Origin of the sequence: Pseudomonas sp. 25 R 14 (assembly GCF_900004755.1) — a bacterium.
Classification (GTDB): Bacteria; Pseudomonadota; Gammaproteobacteria; order Pseudomonadales; family Pseudomonadaceae; genus Aquipseudomonas; species Aquipseudomonas brenneri.
On record NZ_CVTS01000028.1, the window covers coordinates 92,683 to 111,566 of the forward strand.

Genomic DNA, 18,884 nt, shown 5'->3' on the forward strand with positions numbered 1-18,884 from the left:
AAGATTTAACTGACAATAATGACGTAGGTCCCCGAAAGCAGAGCCTGAGCCCCAGCCCCAGAACCCGTTCCGTCAACTTTTACACCGGTCAATGTGCCCATATGCACGTTACCGACAACCTTCACCTGGATGGTGCCTGCAACCGGGGGTGTAAAGGTGCGCCCAGCAGGGTCCAGATAATCTATCTGAAATTGCGTATGCGTTAAATTGTGAGTCCCCTGTCCCAGGGACTGGCCATAGTCAATCTCCAGGTGCGTGGTATCACTGCTAGCGACCAGCTTGACCCCAGACGAACTGCCAGAAAATTGATTCGGGAAAAAGCCTTGATCTTGCCCATCGATACGCACCGAGATGTTTGCTTCGACCGTGGTGGTGCTATTACATACATTACTCATGGTGAACTCCTGTTCGCAGCATTGAGGGGCGCCGATCCCAAGCCAGCACCCTCCCAACGATTAAACAGGCCCCCCTCAAAACGCCGATACTGTGAAATCTGACAGTCCCGACCAACGGCCCAACCCCGCCTACTGCGCCATCCCCAACTCGCGCTTGACCATCTTCGCCAACTTCACGCTATCAATCGGCTTGAGCAGAAAGTCCACCACGCTCAAGTGCATCGCATCAATCACATCCGGTGCCTCGGCATCCCCGGACATGATGATGATCGGCAACGCCGCCCGGGTGGACTCGCGCACCCGTCGGATCAATTCCAGGCCGTTGCTGGGAGCCATGCGCAGATCGGTGATCAATAACCCGATGGACGTGTTGGAGTTGAGGAGCTGCCACGCCGCCTCGCCACTGTCCGCCGTCATGCAACGAATGCCGTCCAGCCCAAGGATTTCGGCCAGTAATTCACGGGCGTCTTTATCGTCATCAACGATCAGCACCCGTTGCGGCGGTAGATCAGGCTCCAGCATCACGGCGCTCAGCGCCTCGCGCTCGGCATCACTCAAAATATCTTGGTCGGGCATAGGTTTCTCGGCAGTTCAACTCAATCTCCCAGCACAGAAGTCAGACATCACCGGAAGGGCGAACAATGTGCACTTCGTCGGATAGTTTTCCTAGTGGGCGTTCTACGGGTCTGGACGATATTCATGTAAGGTTTTTCCTTAGTCATTGAAGGCCTTATAGCTACCTAGACTTACGTCCAATGGGCACCCGTCGCGTGGGGGTCGACCATGAGGCACGATAACGACAAAAAAACTGCGGTCATGGTTATGAGTAAAGCTGATGCTTTCACCCAGGCAGGGAAAACTGCGGTGTTGCAGAACATTCACGGCACCCTGCAATTCCTGCAACGGTTCCCGCCCTTCAACCAGATGGAAAACGCCCACCTGGCGTTTCTGGTGGAGCAGTGCCAATTGCGCTTCTACGGCCCCGGCGAGAGCATCCTCAAGCCGTCGGCAGGCCCGGTGGAGCACTTCTATATCGTCAAGCAGGGGCGTGTGGTTGGCGAACGCCCGGACTCGGCCGAAACCACCTTCGAAATCACCACCGGAGAATGCTTCCCCCTGGCCGCCCTGCTGGGGGAACGGGCCACCCGCACGGAGCACAAGGCCGCCGAAGACACCTTTTGCCTGCAACTGAACAAGCCGGCGTTTATCAAGCTGTTTGCCCTCTCCGGACCGTTCCGCGATTTTTCCTTGCGCGGGGTCAGCAGCCTGTTGGATCAGGTCAACCAGCAAGTCCAGCAAAAAGCCGTAGAAAATCTTGGCACCCAGTATTCATTGAATACCCGCCTGGGCGAGTTGGCCATGCGCCACCCGGTGACGTGCAGCCCGCTGACGCCGCTGCGTGAAGCGGTCACATTGATGCATGAGCAGCAGGTCGGCAGCATCGTGGTGGTGGATGAGCACAAGACGCCCCTGGGGATTTTCACCCTGCGCGACCTGCGTCATGTGGTGGCCGACGGCATCAGCGATTTCACCCAGGCCATCGAGCGCCATATGACCCAGGCGCCGTTCTTTTTAAGCCCCGATCACAGCGCCTTCGACGCGGCGATTGCCATGACCGAACGGCACATCGCCCATGTGTGCCTGGTCAAGGACCGGCGCCTGTGCGGCGTGGTGTCCGAGCGCGATCTGTTCTCCCTGCAACGGGTCGACCTGGTGCACCTGGCGCGCACCATCCGCAATGCGCCACGGGTGGAGAACCTGGTGGCGATTCGCGGGGAGATCGGCCAATTGGTCGAACGCATGCTGGCCCACGGTGCGTCGTCCACCCAGATCACTCAGATTATTACGTTGCTCAACGATCACACGGTGTGCCGGGTGATCGAGTTGACCCTCGCCGAGAAAGGCGACCCCGGCGTGCCCTTCAGTTGGCTGTGTTTCGGCAGCGAAGGCCGCCGCGAGCAGACGCTGCATACCGACCAGGACAACGGCATTCTGTTCGACGCCAGGGACGCCGCCCACGCCGCCGAGATTCGCGGCCTGCTGTTGCCGCTGGCGCAGCAGATCAATCAGAGCCTGGCGCTGTGCGGCTTTACCCTGTGCAAGGGCAATATCATGGCCGGCAACCCCGAGCTGTGCCTGTCCCGTGCCGAATGGGCCCGGCGCTTTGCGGCGTTTATCCGCGAGGCGACGCCGGAGAACCTGCTCAAATCCAGTATCTACTTCGACCTGCGGGTGGTCTGGGGCGATGAACAGGGCTGTGAGCAATTGCGCCAGGACCTGCTTGAGCAGGTCGCGGACAATCGCCTGTTCCAACGGATGATGGCCGAGAACGCCTTGCGCCAGCGCCCGCCGGTGGGGCGTTTCCGTGATTTCGTGCTGACGCGCAAAGGCGCGGACAAGGCCACGCTCGACCTCAAGGTGCAGGGTTTGACACCCTTCGTCGATGGCGCCCGCCTGCTGGCCCTGGCCAATGGGATCGCCGCCAACAACACTCTGGAACGCTTGCAGCAACTGGTGGACAAGGAGGTGATCGAACGCCTGGACGGCGCAGCCTACGAAGAGGCCTACCACTTTATCCAGCAAACCCGCATGCAGCAGCACCAGTTGCAGACCCGCGAGAACCAGCCGTATTCCAACCGGGTCGATCCCGACAGCCTCAACCACCTGGATCGGCGCATCCTGCGTGAATCCTTGCGCCAGGCCCAGCGCCTGCAAAGCAGCCTGGCCCTGAGGTATCAGTTGTGAGCCTGTTCAGTTGGCTGCGCCCTTCCCGTCCGGGGCTGGATGAGCATCAACAAGCACACCTGCAGCAATTGCCAGCAGCGCCCGCAGTGCTCGGCGAAACGACCCTGCGCGACCAGCGCTGGGTCGTCCTGGACCTGGAAACCAGCGGCCTGAACCTCAATCGCGATCAGGTACTGTCGATTGGCGCGGTGGTGATCGAAGACGGTGCCGTCGATTTTTCCCAGCAGTTCGAGCGCACCCTGCAACGGGCGCAAACCAAACTCAGCCCCAGCGTACTGATCCACGGCCTCGGCCCCAGTGCGATCGCCGCTGGTTGCGACCCAGCCGAGGCGTTGCTGGACTTCATGGACTTTGTCGGCGACAGCCCACTGTTGGCGTTCCATGCACCGTTCGACCAACACATGCTCGGCCGCGCGCTCAAGGACAGCCTGGGTTATCGCCTGGCCCACCCATTCCTCGACGTGGCAGACCTGGCGCCGCTGCTGTGCCCGCAAGCGCATATCCGCGAAGCCGGCCTGGATGACTGGATCGCCCACTTCAACCTGCAGGTCGGTGAGCGCCATCACGCCAGCGCCGATGCCCTGGCCACCGCTGAGTTGATGTTGATTCTGTTCAGCCGTGCCCGCCAGCAAGGGCTGGACAGCCCCGCTGCGTTGCAGCAACGCCTGAACCAGTGGAAACGTCGCAAGCAAGCCCCTTCCTTCTAAACACCGCAACCGGCTCCTGCAATGGGTTGTGGTGCCATCACCCGACCAACGCCAATTGCGCCCATTCCGCGCCTCTGCCACAATCGCGAATAATTCTCGTTAGTTTAAACTTCTCGATTGGTGATGCCTTGTCGTCAGCCCAAAGTCCCCACAGTGAGCTTGTTGGCACGTTGTACCGTGACCATCGCGGCTGGCTGCTGGCATGGCTGCGGCGCAACGTGGCCTGCCCCAGTCGGGCCGAAGACCTGAGCCAGGACACCTTCATGCGCCTGCTGGGCCGTGAAGAACTGCGTGCGCCCCGTGAACCGCGGGCGTTCCTGGTGGCCGTCGCCAAGGGCCTGCTGTTTGACTATTTCCGCCGCGCCGCGCTGGAACAGGCCTACCTCACCGAACTGATGCTAATCCCGGAAAGCGAACACCCGTCCCCGGAAGAACAGCACCTGATCCTCGAAGACCTCAAGGCCATCGACCGTCTGCTGGGCAAGCTCTCCAGCAAGGCTCGCGCCGCCTTCCTCTACAACCGCCTGGATGGCCTGGGCCACGCCGAAATTGCCCAGCGCCTGGGGGTTTCCGTGCCACGGGTGCGGCAGTATCTGGCCCAGGGGATTCGCCAGTGCTACATCGCACTGTATGGCGAGCCGCTGTGAGTCAGATCAGTTCAAAACCGGTTTCTGCGCGAGTGCTGGATGCCGCGATTGCCTGGCAACTGTCCCTGGATTCCGGGGATGGCAGCGCCGTGGAGCATGAAGAATTCAATAAATGGCTGGCCAGCAACGAAGAACATGCTCGCGCCTGGCGCCAACTGGGCATGCTCGATCAGCGCTTTTGCGTGGCCAGCGGCCCGGCGCGGGCGGCGCTGCTGCAATCGCGTGAAAGTATCCGGCGACGGGTGCGCAAGCTCGGCAGTGGCCTGGCCAGTGTGGTGCTGGTCTGCGGCCTGGCGCTGTTCGCCGGCCAGCGCTACGTGCCCATCAACTATTGGCTGGCCGACCAACGCACCGCCACCGGCGAACAACGCACGCTGAAACTGGCGGATGGCACGCTGATCAACCTCAACACCCACAGTGCCATTGACGTGCGCTTTGACGAAAAACGCCGGGTGATCGTGCTGCAGGACGGCGAGATCCTCGTCGAGACCGGTCACAACGATGCACGCCCCTTTGTCGTCGAGACCCGCGACGGCAGCCTGCGCGCCCTGGGCACGCGGTTTATCGTCAAACGCGAGGACAACGGTACGCGGCTCAGCGTTTTGCAGTCGGCCGTGGCAGCGCAGCCTGAGGCGTTGCATCAAGAACAGGTGTTCAAGGAAGGCCAGCAGGTCCTGATGCGCCATGACGGCCTCGGTCCACTGCTGACGGTCACTCCCGGCTCCGATGCCTGGACCCGCGGCATGCTGGTGGTCGACAACGCGCGGCTGGGGGATGTGGTCGAAGAACTCGGCCGCTACCGCAGCGGCTACCTGGGTGTGGATAAAAACGTGGCCGACCTGCGCATCACCGGCAGCTTTCCGCTGCAGGACACCGACCTGGCCTTGAATGCGCTGCTGCCGACCTTGCCAGTGCAGATCCAGCAGCGTACGCCGTGGTGGGTGACGGTAGTGCCAAAGGTCGCGGGTAACCCTTAGGGCCCTATCGCAGGCAAGCCTGCGATAGGGCTCTGACCCCCCCCATTTCCTCCCAGACAAAAAATATTTCCCCCCAGCCCTATCACTTTTTGATTCTCGCTCGGCACACAGGCAATTGAGAAATATTTCCATTCAGGAGCCGCCCTATGTCCCGCACGCTAGACACCTTGTTGCGCCCCAGCCTGTTAGCCGTGGCCATTGCCCTCAGCGCCCCGCTGGCCAGCACTGCGCTGATCGCTGCCGAACAGGCGTCTAGCGTACGTGCCTATAACCTGCCGGCCGCCCCCCTGGCCAGCACCCTGAACCAGATCGCCAGCCAGGCCGGCCTGGCCCTGACCCTCAACCCCGCGCTGGCAGCGGGCAAGACCTCGGCCCCGGTCAAGGGCCAGTTCGACGCCCAGGGCGCCCTGCGTGAAGCCTTGCGCGGCAGTGGTCTGCAGTTGGAGCAGAGCAGCGCCGGCACGTTCAGCCTGGTGCCGGTCCCGGAGGGTGTGGTTGCACTGCCAGAGACCAGCATCATTGGCCAGGGCAATTATGAAAGCGCCTGGGGGCCGGTGGAGGGGTATGTGGCTACGCGTACGGCGGCGGGGAGCAAGACGGATACCGCGCTGGTAGAAGCCCCCCGTTCGATCTCCGTCGCGACCCGTCAGCAGATGCTGGATCGCAACGTGCAGAACCTGGATGACGCGGTCAAGTACATGCCCGGCATCGTTTCCGCCAGCTACGGCAGTGACACCCGCTACGACTGGATGCGCGTGCGTGGCTTCGAACCGACCCACTTCCTCGATGGCCTGCCCTTGCCACGTGGCGTGTATGCCAACCCGAAAGCCGAAACCTGGAACCTCGACCGCCTCGCCCTGCTGCGTGGCCCGGCCTCGTCGGTCTACGGCCAGACCCCGCCGGGCGGCCTGCTGGACATGGTCAGCCGCCGCCCCAGCGCAGAGTCAAGCAATGCCATCCAGGTGCAGTACGGCAGCGACAACTATCGCCAGATCAACTTCGCCAGCACCGGCAAGATCGATGATGAAGGTCAGTTTCTCTATGGCCTCAGTGGCGTGGTGCGCGATGCTGGCACTCAGGTCGACCATATCGACAACAAGCGCTACAACATTGCGCCGAGCCTGACCTGGAATATCGATACCGATACCAAGCTGACCTTCCTGTCGCAGTTCACCCGCGACGATACCGGCGCTACCAGTCAGTTCCTGCCGATCGTGGGCACCAAGATCAAATCACCGTTGGGCAAGGTGTCCCATCACAAGAACCTCGGTGACCCGGACTACGAGTTCTACGACCGCACTTACTACGCGCTGGGCTATGCCTTTGAACACCGCTTCAACGATACCTGGCAGTTCAAGCAAAACTTGCGTTACACCAAATCAGAGCTGTCCTTCCAGCAACTGACCGTGGGCTCTTACTTCTACGCCCCGGTGGACGCTGAGGGCAATATCAGCCGCTCCTCGACCAACGTGGACGAGGACATCGGTCAGTTTGCGGTGGACAACAACTTCCAGGCTGACTTCGCTACCGGCAACATCACCCACACCGTGTTGATGGGCCTGGATCATCAGCGCACTGACTCCTCCTATCTGTCTATTTTTGGCGGCGCGGGGACTACGAACATCTTCAAACCGGTTTACGGGCAGCCAATTGAACGTCCGGCGCGCAAAGATGCGTTCTACGACTACAACCAGAAAACCGTACAAACCGGCCTCTACGTACAAGACCAGATGGCCCTGGACAAATGGCGCCTGACCCTGGGTGGACGTGAAGACTGGGTGCATCAAGGCACCACGTACTTGAACAAGAAAGATGCGACCAACACTGATCGCAGCAAAAACTTCAGCGGCAATGCTGCACTGAGCTACGTGTTCGACTCGGGCTTTGTGCCATACCTGTCCTACGCCGAATCATTCCAGCCAGCGAGCAACGCCAGCGTTGACCCGGTCAAGTCGTACAAGCCCACCGAAGGCAAGCAATGGGAGCTGGGCGTCAAATATCAGCCACCCGGCACCAACACCCTGCTCAGCGCTGCGATTTATGACCTGACCCAGAAAAATGTGCTGGTCACCCGCTTCGGGTCTGGAGGCGAGTCGATCACCGACCAGGCCGGCGAAGTGAAGGTCAAGGGCCTGGAGCTGGAAGCCATATCTGACGTGACCGAGAACCTCAAGGTCATCGCGGCCTATACCCTGGCCAAGTCCGAGGTGCAGACAGGCATCCACAAAGGCAACCGCCTGCAACTGATGCCAAACCAGCAAGCCTCGTTGTGGACCGACTACACCTGGCACGACGGCGTGCTCGACGGTTTCGGCATCGGCTTTGGTGCCCGCTACACCGGAAATACCTACGGCGACCAAGCCAACACCTGGCTGGGTAAAGCCGATGCTTACACGGTGTTCGACGGTGCAGTGCATTACGACCTGGGCCGCCTGAACAACAGCCTCAAAGGTGCTTCGGTAAAACTGAATGCCACCAACCTGTTCGATAAGCAGTACATCTCCACCTGTGATGCCTCCTACTGCTACTACGGCGACCAACGCAGCGTCGTCGCCAGCGCCACCTATCAGTGGTAACGCACTGAGCTAACCTGCTCCACAACCAAGCCGTCCTACGTGGGCGGCTTTGGCTTGTCTGAAGGCTATGAAATGAAAAGCACAACCATCCGCCGCTGGTCCTTCATCCACACCTGGACCAGCCTGATCTGCACCGTGTTCCTGCTGATGCTGGCGCTGACCGGCCTGCCGTTGATCTTTCACCATGAGATCGATCACCTGCTGGGCAACGAGCCCGAACTCCAGCAGATGCCAGCCGATACCCCGCAGCTCAACCTTGAGCAACTGGTGGCCAAGGCCCAGGCCCATCGCCCTGGCGAAGCCATGCAGTACCTGGCCTGGGATGAAGACGACAAGAACGGCGTGATCGCGATCATGGCGGCCACCGCCGGCACCGAGCCGAACGCGTCCCACACGTTCATGCTCGACGCCCGAACCGGGGACAGTGTGGAGATGCCCTCGGCCAATGGCGGGCTGACGATGTTCCTGCTACGCCTGCATGTGGATATGTTCGCCGGGTTGCCGGGCAAGTTGCTGCTGGCGTTCATGGGCATACTGTTTGTGGTCGCGATCATCTCCGGCACGGTGCTGTACCTGCCGTTCATGCGCCGTTTGAAATTCGCCACCGTGCGCCAGGACAAGTCCACACGCCTGCGCTGGCTCGACCTGCATAACCTGATCGGCGTCGTCACCCTGACCTGGGTGCTGGTGGTGGGCGTCACCGGGGTGATCAGCGCCTGTGCCGACCTGATCATCGCCGCCTGGCGCAATGACAGCCTCACCGCGATGATCGAACCCTATAAGAACGCGCCGCCGCTGACCTTGCGTGCGCCGGCGACCGACCTGCTGAAGATCGCCGAACAGGTCGCGCCGGGCATGACGCCAGACTTTATTGCGTTTCCCGGTACGCGGTTTTCCAGTGAGCACCATTACGCGGTGTTCATGAAAGGCAGCACGCACCTGACCTCGCACTTGCTGACGCCGGTGCTGATCGACGCCAGCGACCTGAGCGTCACCGCCGTGGCCGGGCGGCCGTGGTACATGGACGCCATGGGCATGTCCCAGCCCCTGCACTTTGGCGACTACGGCGGCATGCCGATGAAAATCCTCTGGGCGGTGATGGATGTGTTGACCATCATCGTGCTGGGCAGCGGTGTGTACCTGTGGCGGGTGCGGCGCAAGGCGGCCAAGCCATGAGGCCGCGGCAGTCGAACTTCTGGAAGGTGTTTGGGGTGCCGCTGGGGATCGGGTTGCTCAGTGGTGCGGGGTTGTTTGCGGCGCTGTTGGGGGATGGAGTTTGGGACTCCCTTAGCTGGATTGGGTTGGGGATCCCGGCGGTAATCGGTGTATGGGGGTTGGTGCGGCGGCCTTGAGAACGCTTTCGCGAGCAAGCCCGCTCCCACATTCGACAGTGTTCACGGCATATCAGAACTACAGGACAAGATTTATCGGCTTACATGCCGTCACACCTATTTAGATCATCCTTACACGTGAGTCGAGAAGCATAAGCGAAGCAAGCTGCTATCGAAACCGGAGGGGGCGAAAGATTCGCAAGGTATGTTTACCGTACGCTTACCTATCAGGAGCGTTGCTTGAAGTATTACTTGTATGTTCCGTTTTTAGAAAAGTGCTCTGCTTTGCCGAAGCGAACAGATAATCCGAGAACAAATAACTAATCAGTAGAGTTAACGGCCCAAGCTTTACCACGACGCACACCATAAGGAAATTTAAACTAGCTGGAGCGCCATGATATTTATTGGGTCTGGGCCGTCATATAAGATCTATCTTAACTCAACTCAGCAGAACGCCTTAGCCGATAAATGGAGCTCAATCCGACACTCATGCCCCTTGCACAAGACGAGGGCAAGCACATACGTAACGACAGAAAAACAAGACACTCCTCAAATATCTTTCAAGTCAGTGCCCATTACGGAATTCAATCAAAGTTATATCGTTACAGTCGTGTAATTTTTCCCCATTTTCAAACTCTCCTATCAGCAGGGTCGTTTCAATCCCCCTCTAAACCTGCAGGTTCCGCCATCCTCCTAGGAGTAACTAAGCATGCCTATAAAAAAACGCATCATCGAGACTGCCACAGTGAACTCGGATATATCCCAGTTTCAAGATGCTGCTTCGATGACACCAGGTGTTACCCCTACCTTGAGCGAAGATAGCGTCACTTCGTCCACAGACATCACTTCCACCCCCGCCATCACGAAGGTATTCGACAACGTCGGAGAAAGCGTAGGCTTCCGTGGCAGTAGCAGCAGCACAGATGACACTCGGCCTACCGTCCAAGGCATCGCCGAACCCAATAGCTTGGTGACTGTCCGTGACAACGGTGTATTACTCGGGACAGCCCAGGTCAATGCCTCCGGCGAGTGGAGTTTCACTCCCGCCATCGACCTGAGCCCAGGTGACTACAATCTGCGTGTCAGCGACTCTTTTGGCCAGAGCGAAGTGTTCGTGTTACGTATTCTGGGACCGGGAGAAGCTGCGCCCGAAGTCGGCATCACGTACTATTTCGATGATACCGGCGTACAACAGGGGTACTTCCCCAATAACACCAGCACCGACGATGCCCGCCCTACCTTCGGTGGAGTTGCTCAGCCCAAGGCCATCGTCACGATATATGAGGGTGATCAGGTCATCGGTTCAGCTCAGGCTGATGCCAAGGGTAAATGGCAATTCACACCAACCAATGACCTAAGTGTTGGCGCTCATAGTTTCACGGTGATCGATGCCAGCGGTCAGCATAGCGACGTCTTCAACGTACAGATCCAAGACCCGACGCAAGCGCCGGATCCAACACCTCGCATCAGTTGGGCCGTTGATAATGTAGGTTCAAGTCAAGGTAACCTCGGTAACGGCGCCAGCACTGATGACAACTTTCCGGTATTGTCCGGCCACGGCAAGCCCAACAGCGTACTCAATGTATATGCCAATGGCACTTATCAGGGGGTGGCTAACGTTGATGCCAGCGGCAACTGGTCCTTCAGCTTCAGCCAACCACTACTCGAGGGTAATCAGATCCTCACTGTGGAGGACATCACCGACGGCTTGGTCAGCGCGGACTTCAACTTACATATTGAATCCTTGCCAGCGTTACCTCAGCCGCCAAACATTGAATCGGTCTTTGATAATGTCGGCTACAGCCAAGGCAGCCTGGCCAGCGGCGCCAGCACCGATGACCTGCGCCCACAGTTGCAAGGGAAAGGCTCCCCCAATAGCGAGCTGCATATCTTCGATAACGGCATCTACCTGAACTCGGTCAAAGTCGACAATGGCGGCAACTGGTCACTCAACACCTTCAAGGATTTGAGTGGCGGGGCTCACAGCTTCACCGTGGTGAATACTGCCGGACAGAGCAGCCAACCCTTCGAACTGAATGTCATAGCCCCGCCCGAGCCGAGTATTGAATCGGTCTTTGATAATGTCGGCTACAGCCAAGGCAGCCTGGCCAGCGGCGCCAGCACCGACGACCTGCGCCCTCAGTTGCTAGGGAAAGGCTCCCCCAATAGCGAGCTGCATATCTTCGATAACGGCATCTACCTGAACTCGGTCAAAGTCGACAATGGCGGCAACTGGTCACTCAGCACCTTCAAGGATTTGAGTGACGGGACTCACAGCTTCACCGTGGTGAATGCTGCCGGACAGAGCAGCCAACCCTTCGAGCTGAATGTCATAACCCCGCCCGCGCCAAATCCAAGTATTGGATCGGCCCAAGACAATGTCGGTGGTGAACAGGCATTTCTCACCAATGGCGCCAGCACCGATGACGCTCGCCCAGGCCTGTATGGGGAAGGCCGACCTAACTCGGTTATCACGATCTATGACGGTGAGCAGGAGATCGGTTCGACAATCAGTAACACTGGAGGTGATTGGTACTTCAGCCCACGTACCGAACTGTCCTTGGGTGATCACCATTTCGTAGCTGTCGACAGTGCTGGCGAACGTAGCGAGACCTTCTCGCTGACGGTAGAACCTCAGGCCCCCTTTATCAGCTACTTTATCGACAACGTTGGTATCGAAACGGGTTACTTTGGTGATGGAGACGCTACCGATGACGCTACGCCTACGTTCACTGGCAGCGGCATACCTGATAGCCTGATCACTTTCTACAGCGACGACCAAGTCATCGGCTCGGCTCAAGCCTCCGCTGACGGCCAGTGGCGGTTCACACCGGCACAGCCTCTGAGTGAAGGTGATCACAGCATTAGCGCGATAAGCACCAATGGCGTGATCAGCAATACATTCGAGCTGACAGTTACCCCTCTGACGGGGTTGAACAATCCGTTGGGGCTGACCCTGTCCGATGTCATGAGCGACACCAGTAAAGACTTCTTTGTCACAGCAGTACCTGAAGTCAGCAGCGGATTCTCCGTACCGGTCCTGGAGTTTGATGCACAACTGTTTGCTCAAGACAGCACATTATCGCCAATCCCCTCCACCGATTACGGTGTAACCGTTCAGGCCGACCTGACGATGGTGAACTTGATGGAGCAAATGCAGCTGCATCAGCCAATGACATAAAAACGATAAAAGTCTCAACTTAATCTGAAATTCCCCCTGAAGAAACGGGGCTGCCGGGCTGGATGATTGTGTGAGCGATCACCAGTCCAAGAGGTGTAGCCCCGCCTGGAAGCTGTCGGCGCAGCTGGGCTTATTAAACATGCCCGTCGCCAAGTCGTTGATCTTGAACCCGCGATTTTGTCCGAGAAAGGTGTCAAGGAGGAGCTCACGAGCCAGTGATATCCCCAGATCTAAATGTGGGGGCTTGCTCGCGAAGAGGCCCGCAAAAACACCGTAATGTCCCTCGCCAGCCACCCAACAACTGTCTAGTCTATGGCCGACCTTTTCCGAGGATTGCCCATGTCCGCGCCTAGCATGACGTTGTTCCAACATCCCGCTTCGCCATTTGTCCGCAAAGTCCTGGTCCTGCTCCACGAAACCGGCCAGCAAGACCGGGTCGCGCTGGAGACCGTGCAGGTCACGCCGATCAGCCCGGTCCCGGCGCTGAATGAAGGCAACCCGGTGGGCAAGATCCCGGCCCTGCGCCTGGCCGATGGCAATGTGTTGCACGACAGCCGGGTGATCCTCGACTACTTCGACCACCAGCATGTCGGCAACCCGCTGATCCCCCGTGATGGCTCGGCCCGCTGGCGGCGCCTGACCCTGGCCTCGATGGCTGACGCGGTCATGGATGCGGCCGTATTGATGCGCTATGAAACCGCCCTGCGCCCGGCCGACAAGCAGTGGGACAGTTGGCTGCAAGAGCAGCGCAACAAGATCCGCCGCGCCCTGGCCGAGCTGGAGCGGGACGCTATCGCTGAGTTGGCCTGCCATTTCGACATCGCCTCAATCAGCGTCGCCTGCGCCTTGGGTTATGTGGATTTCCGCCACCCGGGCCTGCAGTGGCGCTCCAGCAATCCAAAACTGGCAGCCTGGTACGCCGAGGTCAGCCAACGGCCTTCGATGCTGGCGACTCAGCCTCCGGCCTGACCGGCGTCCCCCCTGTAGGAGCGAGCTTGCTCGCGAAGGTATTGCAGGCGCATTGCCGAGGTGGATGTACCTTTTGCGCGAGCAAACTCGCTCCTACAAGGGGCGGGGAGCAAGGCGATGATCATCGCCACCAACTCTCCCCTCACCTGCTGATCCTCACGCAGCCCGATCATTGCACCGCCTCCAGGTCAAACGCCAACGGCTCGGCCGCCTTGCGCTTGCCCACGCCATACCAGTCCAGTTTGCGTGTCAGCACCATCACCGTGCCCAACAGCCCGAACAGCAACAACGAGCCCATCAACAGCGCGTAATCCTCGGCACTCAGCAGCCCGTACAGCAAGCCGTACAGCGCCGCCAACCCCGCCGAGAACCCCAGGCCGTGGGCCACGCTGCGCAGCACATGGCACACATAAAAACCGATCAACAACACACAAGCACTGGCCGAGATCAGGTACGCCAGGGCAAAGCCGATATGCTCGGACAGCGACAGCAGCAGCAGGTAGAAAAACGCCAGGGCCACCCCCACCAATGCATATTGGATCGGGTGCACCGCCAGGCTCTTGAGCACTTCGAACAGGAAGAAACCGGCGAACGTCAGGGTGATAAACAGCAGCGCATATTTGATCGCGCGGTCACTCTTGAGGTACTGGTCCACCGGGTCGATAAAGTTCACGCCAAAGCTGCGTTCGTTGAAGTCATCACAGCGACTGCCAACCACGCAGCCGTACAGCGCCTCCTCAAGGTTGGTGGAGAAAAACGACGTCTGCCAATTGGCGGTAAACCCCTGGTCAGTGACCTCGCGCTGCACCGGCAGGAAGTTGCCGACAAAACTCGGATGGGGCCAGTTGGAGGCCAGCTTGACCACGCTGGTCTTGCCCACCGGCAGCACTTGCAGTTGCTCGGTACCTTGCAGGCGCAGGTCGAAGGCGAAATCCAGCGGTGCGGGGTTCATGCTGTCTTGGGCCGGCAACGGTACATGCACGCCGGCACCGAGGAAGCTGACCTGGGTGCCCGGGGCAAACTCCAGGCGTTGGCTGCCCAACTCCAGCTTCAGGGCGTTTTCAATCCCACGGATGTCGCTGATGCCGACCGCCAGGAACGCCTGCTCAAACGTGTAATCGGCAAAGTTTTCCTTGATCCCCATCTGCGCCGGCAGCACAAACCGACCGCTGATACGGTTGTCGGCATGGAACAGCCGCGCCTGGTAAATCCCCCGCGCCCGCAGCTCGGTCTGCACCTTGCCGTCGAGTTCGAAATGCTCCGGCAGGAAGTACAGGCGCCCGTGTTCTTCGCTGAGCACTTCATAGCGTTTGTTGAGCTTTTCATTGAGCTTCCATTCACGCACGGTCTTGCGATACGGCACCACCATCAACGGCCCACTCACCTGCTGGCTGTAGCTGGAGCTGCGGGCAATGTCCATCAATACGCCGTCGCGCATCTCCTGGCGGTCGTTAATGATGCCGTCAATCATCAGCAACGGAATCAGCAATAGCAGGATCAGCAGCGCAATGGCGCCCAGTTTGAATAGCAGGCTGCGGTTCATGGGTCTCTCCCTGTTTGGATGGGGAGAGTCTGGTGGTGGCGTGTGGGGGATTTATGAGGGCAATGTGGAGACTGTGTGGAGATGCAGCACCACTTGCACACCACCGGGCACATTGCCGATCTGCAATGAGCCGCCATGCAGCTTCATCACTTCCTCGACAAAATTCAGGCCCAGGCCGGTGCTTTTGCGCCCGCTGGCCGGGCGTGGCAAGGAGTAGAAACGCTCGCTCAAGCGTGGCAAGGCATACTCGGGGATTGGCTCGGCCTGGTTGAACAGGCGCACATGCACATCCTCATTGTGCACCTGGGCACTGAAGCGCAGGATGCCGCCGGGCGGGGTGAAATCCAGGGCGTTTTCCAGCAGATTGCCCAGGGCCTGGCGCAGCAGGAACGGCTCGCCATACAGCTTCACGTCGGCTTCGATCAGGCGCTCGACCTGCAACCCGGCCTGTTCGATCCGCGCACATTGCGCCTTGAGCACCTCATCCACCAACGCCGCCAACGGCACCGCCGATTGCTGCTCCAGACCCTGGCGTTGTTCGACCTGGGCCAGGTTCAACAGGCGCTCGATCAACTGCTGCAACCGCGCGCTTTCGCTGGCGATATTGCCGACAAACCGTTGCTGCTGGACCGCTGTCATTTCACCCTGCAACAACTCCGCCGCACCACGGATCGCCGCCAGCGGGCTTTTCAGTTCATGGGTCAAGGTGTGTACATAACGCTCGACGTAGGCCTTGCCTTCCAGTTGTGTACGCATGTGCTCCACCGCCGTGGACAGCTGTTCCAGCTCACCGCCGCGATAATGCGGCAACTCGGCGCGCCGCCCTTCGCTGACGGCCTGGGCATAGGTGGTCAGGCGCCGCAGCGCAGCACTCAGCCACCACGACAACAGCGCCCCCAGCAATAAACCCAGCGCCACCAGGCCCGCGCCGTACCACAGTAAACGGCGCTCGGTACGGTCGACATAGGGTTGCAGCGAACTGTTGGGCTTGGCCACGGTAACCGCGCCGATGATCTGCCCGTTATCGCGGATCGGCGCGCCGACGTGCATCACCGACGAGGCCGGGTCATCGGCATCACTGCGGGTCGAACGGGCGCCATATTCGCCGCGCAGGGTCAGGTACACGTCGTTCCATTTCGAGTAGTCCTGGCCCACGGCTTCACCGGTGGAGTCCAGCAGCACAATGCCCTTGGCGTCGGTGACATAGATACGGTGGTTGACCTGGTTCTTCGCCAGCCCCCAGATCGTCGCGCCGGGCTGGCGCTCGCCATAGGCCTTGAGCACCGTCGGCCAGTGGCTTTGGCCCAGGGTGCCGTTCTTCACATCCTCACGCAGGATTTCCGCCAGCAGGTTGGCGGTGTCCACCAGGGTTTCCTCGGTGGACTGGCGCACGCCGGGGCGGATTTCCTTCATCACCGTGTTGAGCACAAAGTAGCCGGTCAGGCCGATAAACAGCGCATACACCAGGAAAATCCGCAGCCCCATGCGCATCAGGCGTGGCTCGGGCTGTAGCTGTAACCCAGGCCGCGATGGGTCTGGATCGGCTCGGCATCGGCCGCCACACTGCGTAGCTTGCTGCGCAGGCTTTTGATATGGCTGTCGATATTGCGCTCGTAGCCGGCATCGGCGGCCACACCGACAGCATCCAGCAGTTGCTCGCGGCTGAACACCCGCTCGGGCTGCTCCAGCAGGCAGTTGAGCAGACGAAATTCATGACGGGTGAGGTTCAAGGGCAGGCCACGGTAGTGGATCTGTACCCGCTCGTGATCGACCTGGAACAGTTCGCTGCTGGGCGGCGCCACGACCGGCATCACCCGCTTGAGGATCGCCTTGACCCGCGCCGCCACTTCCCGGGGGCTGAAGGGCTTGACCACATAATCATCGGCACCGATCTCCAGGCCCACCACGCGATCGATCTCACCGTCGCGGGCACTGAGGAACATCACCGGCACTTCACTGAAGCGGCGCAGTTGCTTGCAGGTTTCAAGGCCGCTGATGTCCGGCAGGCCGATGTCGAGGATCAGCATATCTGCCGGGGTCTGCCGTTGATGCTCCAGCGCCGCCTGGCCGAGGGTCAGCCAGGTGGTGGTGAAACCTTCGCCCTGCAGGGCAAAAATCAGCGTGTCGGCTATCGCCGCTTCGTCTTCGACAATCAGGATATGAGGCATGGCGTCCGAGCACAGGGAGCTAAAGGTGAACGGTGCCCCATGCCTTGTGCGGCGTCAATCAGCAGTCGGGTTTGTCGGCGGTATAGCGGCGGGCCGGGTTCACGGCGGCGCCGAATTCACGCAGGGCCTTGGCACCGATCAGCAGCGGGTAGTTGAAGCTGCTGCGATCGGTCAGGTTGACCTCGACGGTGCGCTTGACGTTGCCCAGGCACATTTCCAGGTCCACCACCGGGCGTTTGGCGACGCTGGTTTCTTCGCCGTCTTCATCTTCGTCAGCACGGTTCTTGATCTTGCTGATGCGCGCCACTTTGTGTTCGTAGACCTTGTTGCTCACATCCTTGCCACTGAGACGGAAGCGCACCCAATCCTCACCATCGCGGGTGAAGGTCTCGATGTCACGGGCCGACAGCGAAGCCGTCAGCGCGCCGGTGTCCATCTTGGCCTTGAAGGTTTCGCCGATCTCCGGCAACTGGATGTATTCGTAGCGCCCGTACAGGGTCGGCTCGGCGGCCATCACCGGCAGGGCAGCCAGGGCTAACAGAGCAAGGAGAGATTTCACGTCGGAGGGTTCCTTGAAGTAAGTAGGCCAATACTAGACTGCAAATACAGCCCGAAGTTGGATCATTACTTACCATACACAACACAAAGTGAAACATTCGTCAGGCGATTTGCGATTTGGCCTCTAGACTCAAGCTGCTTATGATGGCCCGTCCACCCGCTTGCAAGAGTTCCTTATGCGCCGCCTGCTCACCGGCTGTTTTGTCACACTGCTGCTGTTACTCAACACGCTGATCCTGATCGGCCCCCTGTTGGTATTCGCCCTGCTCAAGCTGGTGGCGCCCGGTCGTTCACGGGACTACGCCTCCGCCGCAGTGATGTGGATCGCCGAGACCTGGGCCGAGATCGACAAGCTGATATTCGCCTGGTGCATTCCCACCCAATGGGACATTCGCGGCGATACCGGCTTGCGTGGCGACACGTCCTACCTGGTGATCAGCAACCACCAATCCTGGGTCGATATCCCGGCGCTGATCCAGACCCTCAACCGGCGCACGCCGTTCTTCAAGTTCTTCCTGAAAAAGGAACTGATCTGGGTACCGTTCCTGGGCCTTGCCTGGTGGGCCCTGGACTACCCGTTCATGAAACGCTACAGCAAGGCGTTTCTGGCCAAGCACCCGGAACTGGCGGGCCAGGACCTGAAGATCACCCAACAGGCCTGCGAGCTGTTCAAGCGCCAGCCGGTGACGGTGGTCAACTACCTGGAAGGCACGCGGTTCACCCAAGCCAAGCGGGCACAACAGGATTCACCCTTCACCCACCTGCTCAAGCCCAAGGCCGGTGGCGTGGCGTTTGTGCTGGCGGCCATGGGCGAACAGCTGGACGCGATCCTCGACGTCACGGTGGTTTATCCACAAGACAGGATCCCGGGCTTCTGGGACTTGATCAGCGGCGCAGTGCCCCGCGTGATTGTTGATATCCGCACCCGCGAGCTGGATCCTGCGCTGTGGCAGGGCGATTACGAGAACGATCCGGCGTTTCGCCAGACCGTCCAGAACTGGGTCAACCAGCTCTGGATGGAGAAGGATGTGCGCATTGATGAGCTTGCCAGGTAACTCGTTGCCGACAGCGATTACCCCCAGACAAA

General features: G+C 59.7%; 16 protein-coding genes. 10 read left to right on the forward strand and 6 right to left on the reverse strand.

Translation table 11 applies throughout. The features are described 5' to 3' along the window. Window positions 1–5: 5 nt before the first annotated feature. Together BFQ03_RS06190 and BFQ03_RS06195 are read right to left on the reverse strand one after the other, a co-directional pair. A complete protein-coding gene (locus BFQ03_RS06190; RefSeq protein WP_065942690.1) occupies window positions 6–395 on the reverse strand; it encodes a hypothetical protein in 390 nt (129 codons plus the stop codon). A 129-nt stretch (window positions 396–524) separates the two neighbouring features. Then, the gene (locus tag BFQ03_RS06195) at window positions 525–971 is read right to left on the reverse strand and encodes a response regulator (RefSeq protein WP_032858604.1); all 447 of its coding nucleotides are present in this window, start codon (window positions 969–971) and stop codon (window positions 525–527) included. A gap of 246 nt (window positions 972–1,217) precedes the next feature. Here BFQ03_RS06195 and BFQ03_RS06200 point away from each other — a divergent pair, with 246 nt between their 5' ends. The 9 genes from BFQ03_RS06200 to BFQ03_RS06245 all read left to right on the forward strand — a co-directional run bounded on the left by BFQ03_RS06200 (window position 1,218) and on the right by BFQ03_RS06245 (window position 13,528). Continuing rightward, a complete protein-coding gene (locus tag BFQ03_RS06200; protein ID WP_032858605.1) occupies window positions 1,218–3,140 on the forward strand; it encodes a putative nucleotidyltransferase substrate binding domain-containing protein in 1,923 nt (640 codons plus the stop codon). After that, a complete protein-coding gene (locus BFQ03_RS06205; protein ID WP_065942691.1) occupies window positions 3,137–3,847 on the forward strand; it encodes a 3'-5' exonuclease in 711 nt (236 codons plus the stop codon). The genes BFQ03_RS06200 and BFQ03_RS06205 overlap by 4 nt, the downstream gene beginning before the upstream one ends. A 128-nt stretch (window positions 3,848–3,975) precedes the next feature. Beyond that, on the forward strand, window positions 3,976–4,494 hold the full coding sequence (locus BFQ03_RS06210) for an RNA polymerase sigma factor (protein WP_065942692.1): 519 nt from the start codon (window positions 3,976–3,978) through the stop codon (window positions 4,492–4,494). Further along, the gene (locus BFQ03_RS06215) at window positions 4,491–5,471 is read left to right on the forward strand and encodes a FecR domain-containing protein (protein ID WP_065942693.1); all 981 of its coding nucleotides are present in this window, start codon (window positions 4,491–4,493) and stop codon (window positions 5,469–5,471) included. The genes BFQ03_RS06210 and BFQ03_RS06215 overlap by 4 nt, the downstream gene beginning before the upstream one ends. Before the next feature lie 146 nt (window positions 5,472–5,617). Next, window positions 5,618–8,047 carry a TonB-dependent siderophore receptor gene (locus BFQ03_RS06220; protein WP_065942694.1) on the forward strand — a complete coding sequence of 810 codons (2,430 nt, stop codon included), beginning with the start codon at window positions 5,618–5,620 and terminating at the stop codon, window positions 8,045–8,047. Window positions 8,048–8,119: 72 nt separating this feature from the next. After that, window positions 8,120–9,223: a PepSY-associated TM helix domain-containing protein gene (locus BFQ03_RS06225; protein WP_032858611.1), complete on the forward strand. Its 1,104-nt coding sequence runs from the start codon at window positions 8,120–8,122 to the stop codon at window positions 9,221–9,223. Further along, on the forward strand, window positions 9,220–9,399 hold the full coding sequence (locus tag BFQ03_RS30540; protein WP_032858613.1) for a hypothetical protein: 180 nt from the start codon (window positions 9,220–9,222) through the stop codon (window positions 9,397–9,399). The genes BFQ03_RS06225 and BFQ03_RS30540 overlap by 4 nt, the downstream gene beginning before the upstream one ends. Window positions 9,400–10,087: 688 nt before the next feature. After that, a complete protein-coding gene (locus tag BFQ03_RS06235; protein WP_139115650.1) occupies window positions 10,088–12,559 on the forward strand; it encodes an Ig-like domain-containing protein in 2,472 nt (823 codons plus the stop codon). 339 nt (window positions 12,560–12,898) lie between these two features. Next, the gene (locus BFQ03_RS06245) at window positions 12,899–13,528 is read left to right on the forward strand and encodes a glutathione S-transferase family protein (RefSeq protein ID WP_032858615.1); all 630 of its coding nucleotides are present in this window, start codon (window positions 12,899–12,901) and stop codon (window positions 13,526–13,528) included. A gap of 169 nt (window positions 13,529–13,697) precedes the next feature. Here BFQ03_RS06245 and creD read toward each other — a convergent pair whose 3' ends face one another. Genes creD through BFQ03_RS06270 form a run of 4 tightly spaced genes read right to left on the reverse strand, consistent with a single transcriptional unit; the run spans window position 13,698 to window position 17,798 of the window. Then, on the reverse strand, window positions 13,698–15,071 hold the full coding sequence (creD, locus tag BFQ03_RS06255; protein ID WP_065942697.1) for a cell envelope integrity protein CreD: 1,374 nt from the start codon (window positions 15,069–15,071) through the stop codon (window positions 13,698–13,700). A gap of 51 nt (window positions 15,072–15,122) precedes the next feature. After that, the gene (creC, locus tag BFQ03_RS06260; RefSeq protein WP_032858619.1) at window positions 15,123–16,562 is read right to left on the reverse strand and encodes a two-component system sensor histidine kinase CreC; all 1,440 of its coding nucleotides are present in this window, start codon (window positions 16,560–16,562) and stop codon (window positions 15,123–15,125) included. Next, window positions 16,562–17,239 carry a two-component system response regulator CreB gene (gene creB / locus BFQ03_RS06265; RefSeq protein ID WP_065942698.1) on the reverse strand — a complete coding sequence of 226 codons (678 nt, stop codon included), beginning with the start codon at window positions 17,237–17,239 and terminating at the stop codon, window positions 16,562–16,564. The genes creC and creB overlap by 1 nt, the downstream gene beginning before the upstream one ends. 58 nt (window positions 17,240–17,297) lie before the next feature. Continuing rightward, on the reverse strand, window positions 17,298–17,798 hold the full coding sequence (locus tag BFQ03_RS06270; protein WP_032858623.1) for a retropepsin-like aspartic peptidase RloA2: 501 nt from the start codon (window positions 17,796–17,798) through the stop codon (window positions 17,298–17,300). Between the two features lie 175 nt (window positions 17,799–17,973). Here BFQ03_RS06270 and BFQ03_RS06275 point away from each other — a divergent pair, with 175 nt between their 5' ends. Next, on the forward strand, window positions 17,974–18,852 hold the full coding sequence (locus tag BFQ03_RS06275) for an acyltransferase (RefSeq protein WP_032858624.1): 879 nt from the start codon (window positions 17,974–17,976) through the stop codon (window positions 18,850–18,852). The last annotated feature ends 32 nt before the right edge of the window (window positions 18,853–18,884 follow it).

Excerpts from the sequence above, each read along its gene's own strand:
- BFQ03_RS06190 (WP_065942690.1), bottom strand. The coding sequence starts at position 395 with ATGAGTAATGTATGTAATAGCACCACCACGGTCGAAGCAAACATCTCG.
- BFQ03_RS06195 (WP_032858604.1), bottom strand. The coding sequence starts at position 971 with ATGCCCGACCAAGATATTTTGAGTGATGCCGAGCGCGAGGCGCTGAGC.
- BFQ03_RS06200 (WP_032858605.1), top strand. The coding sequence starts at position 1,218 with ATGAGTAAAGCTGATGCTTTCACCCAGGCAGGGAAAACTGCGGTGTTG.
- BFQ03_RS06220 (WP_065942694.1), top strand. The coding sequence starts at position 5,618 with ATGTCCCGCACGCTAGACACCTTGTTGCGCCCCAGCCTGTTAGCCGTG.
- BFQ03_RS06225 (WP_032858611.1), top strand. The coding sequence starts at position 8,120 with ATGAAAAGCACAACCATCCGCCGCTGGTCCTTCATCCACACCTGGACC.
- BFQ03_RS30540 (WP_032858613.1), top strand. The coding sequence starts at position 9,220 with ATGAGGCCGCGGCAGTCGAACTTCTGGAAGGTGTTTGGGGTGCCGCTG.
- BFQ03_RS06235 (WP_139115650.1), top strand. The coding sequence starts at position 10,088 with ATGCCTATAAAAAAACGCATCATCGAGACTGCCACAGTGAACTCGGAT.
- BFQ03_RS06245 (WP_032858615.1), top strand. The coding sequence starts at position 12,899 with ATGTCCGCGCCTAGCATGACGTTGTTCCAACATCCCGCTTCGCCATTT.
- creD (WP_065942697.1), bottom strand. The coding sequence starts at position 15,071 with ATGAACCGCAGCCTGCTATTCAAACTGGGCGCCATTGCGCTGCTGATC.
- creC (WP_032858619.1), bottom strand. The coding sequence starts at position 16,562 with ATGCGCATGGGGCTGCGGATTTTCCTGGTGTATGCGCTGTTTATCGGC.
- creB (WP_065942698.1), bottom strand. The coding sequence starts at position 17,239 with ATGCCTCATATCCTGATTGTCGAAGACGAAGCGGCGATAGCCGACACG.
- BFQ03_RS06275 (WP_032858624.1), top strand. The coding sequence starts at position 17,974 with ATGCGCCGCCTGCTCACCGGCTGTTTTGTCACACTGCTGCTGTTACTC.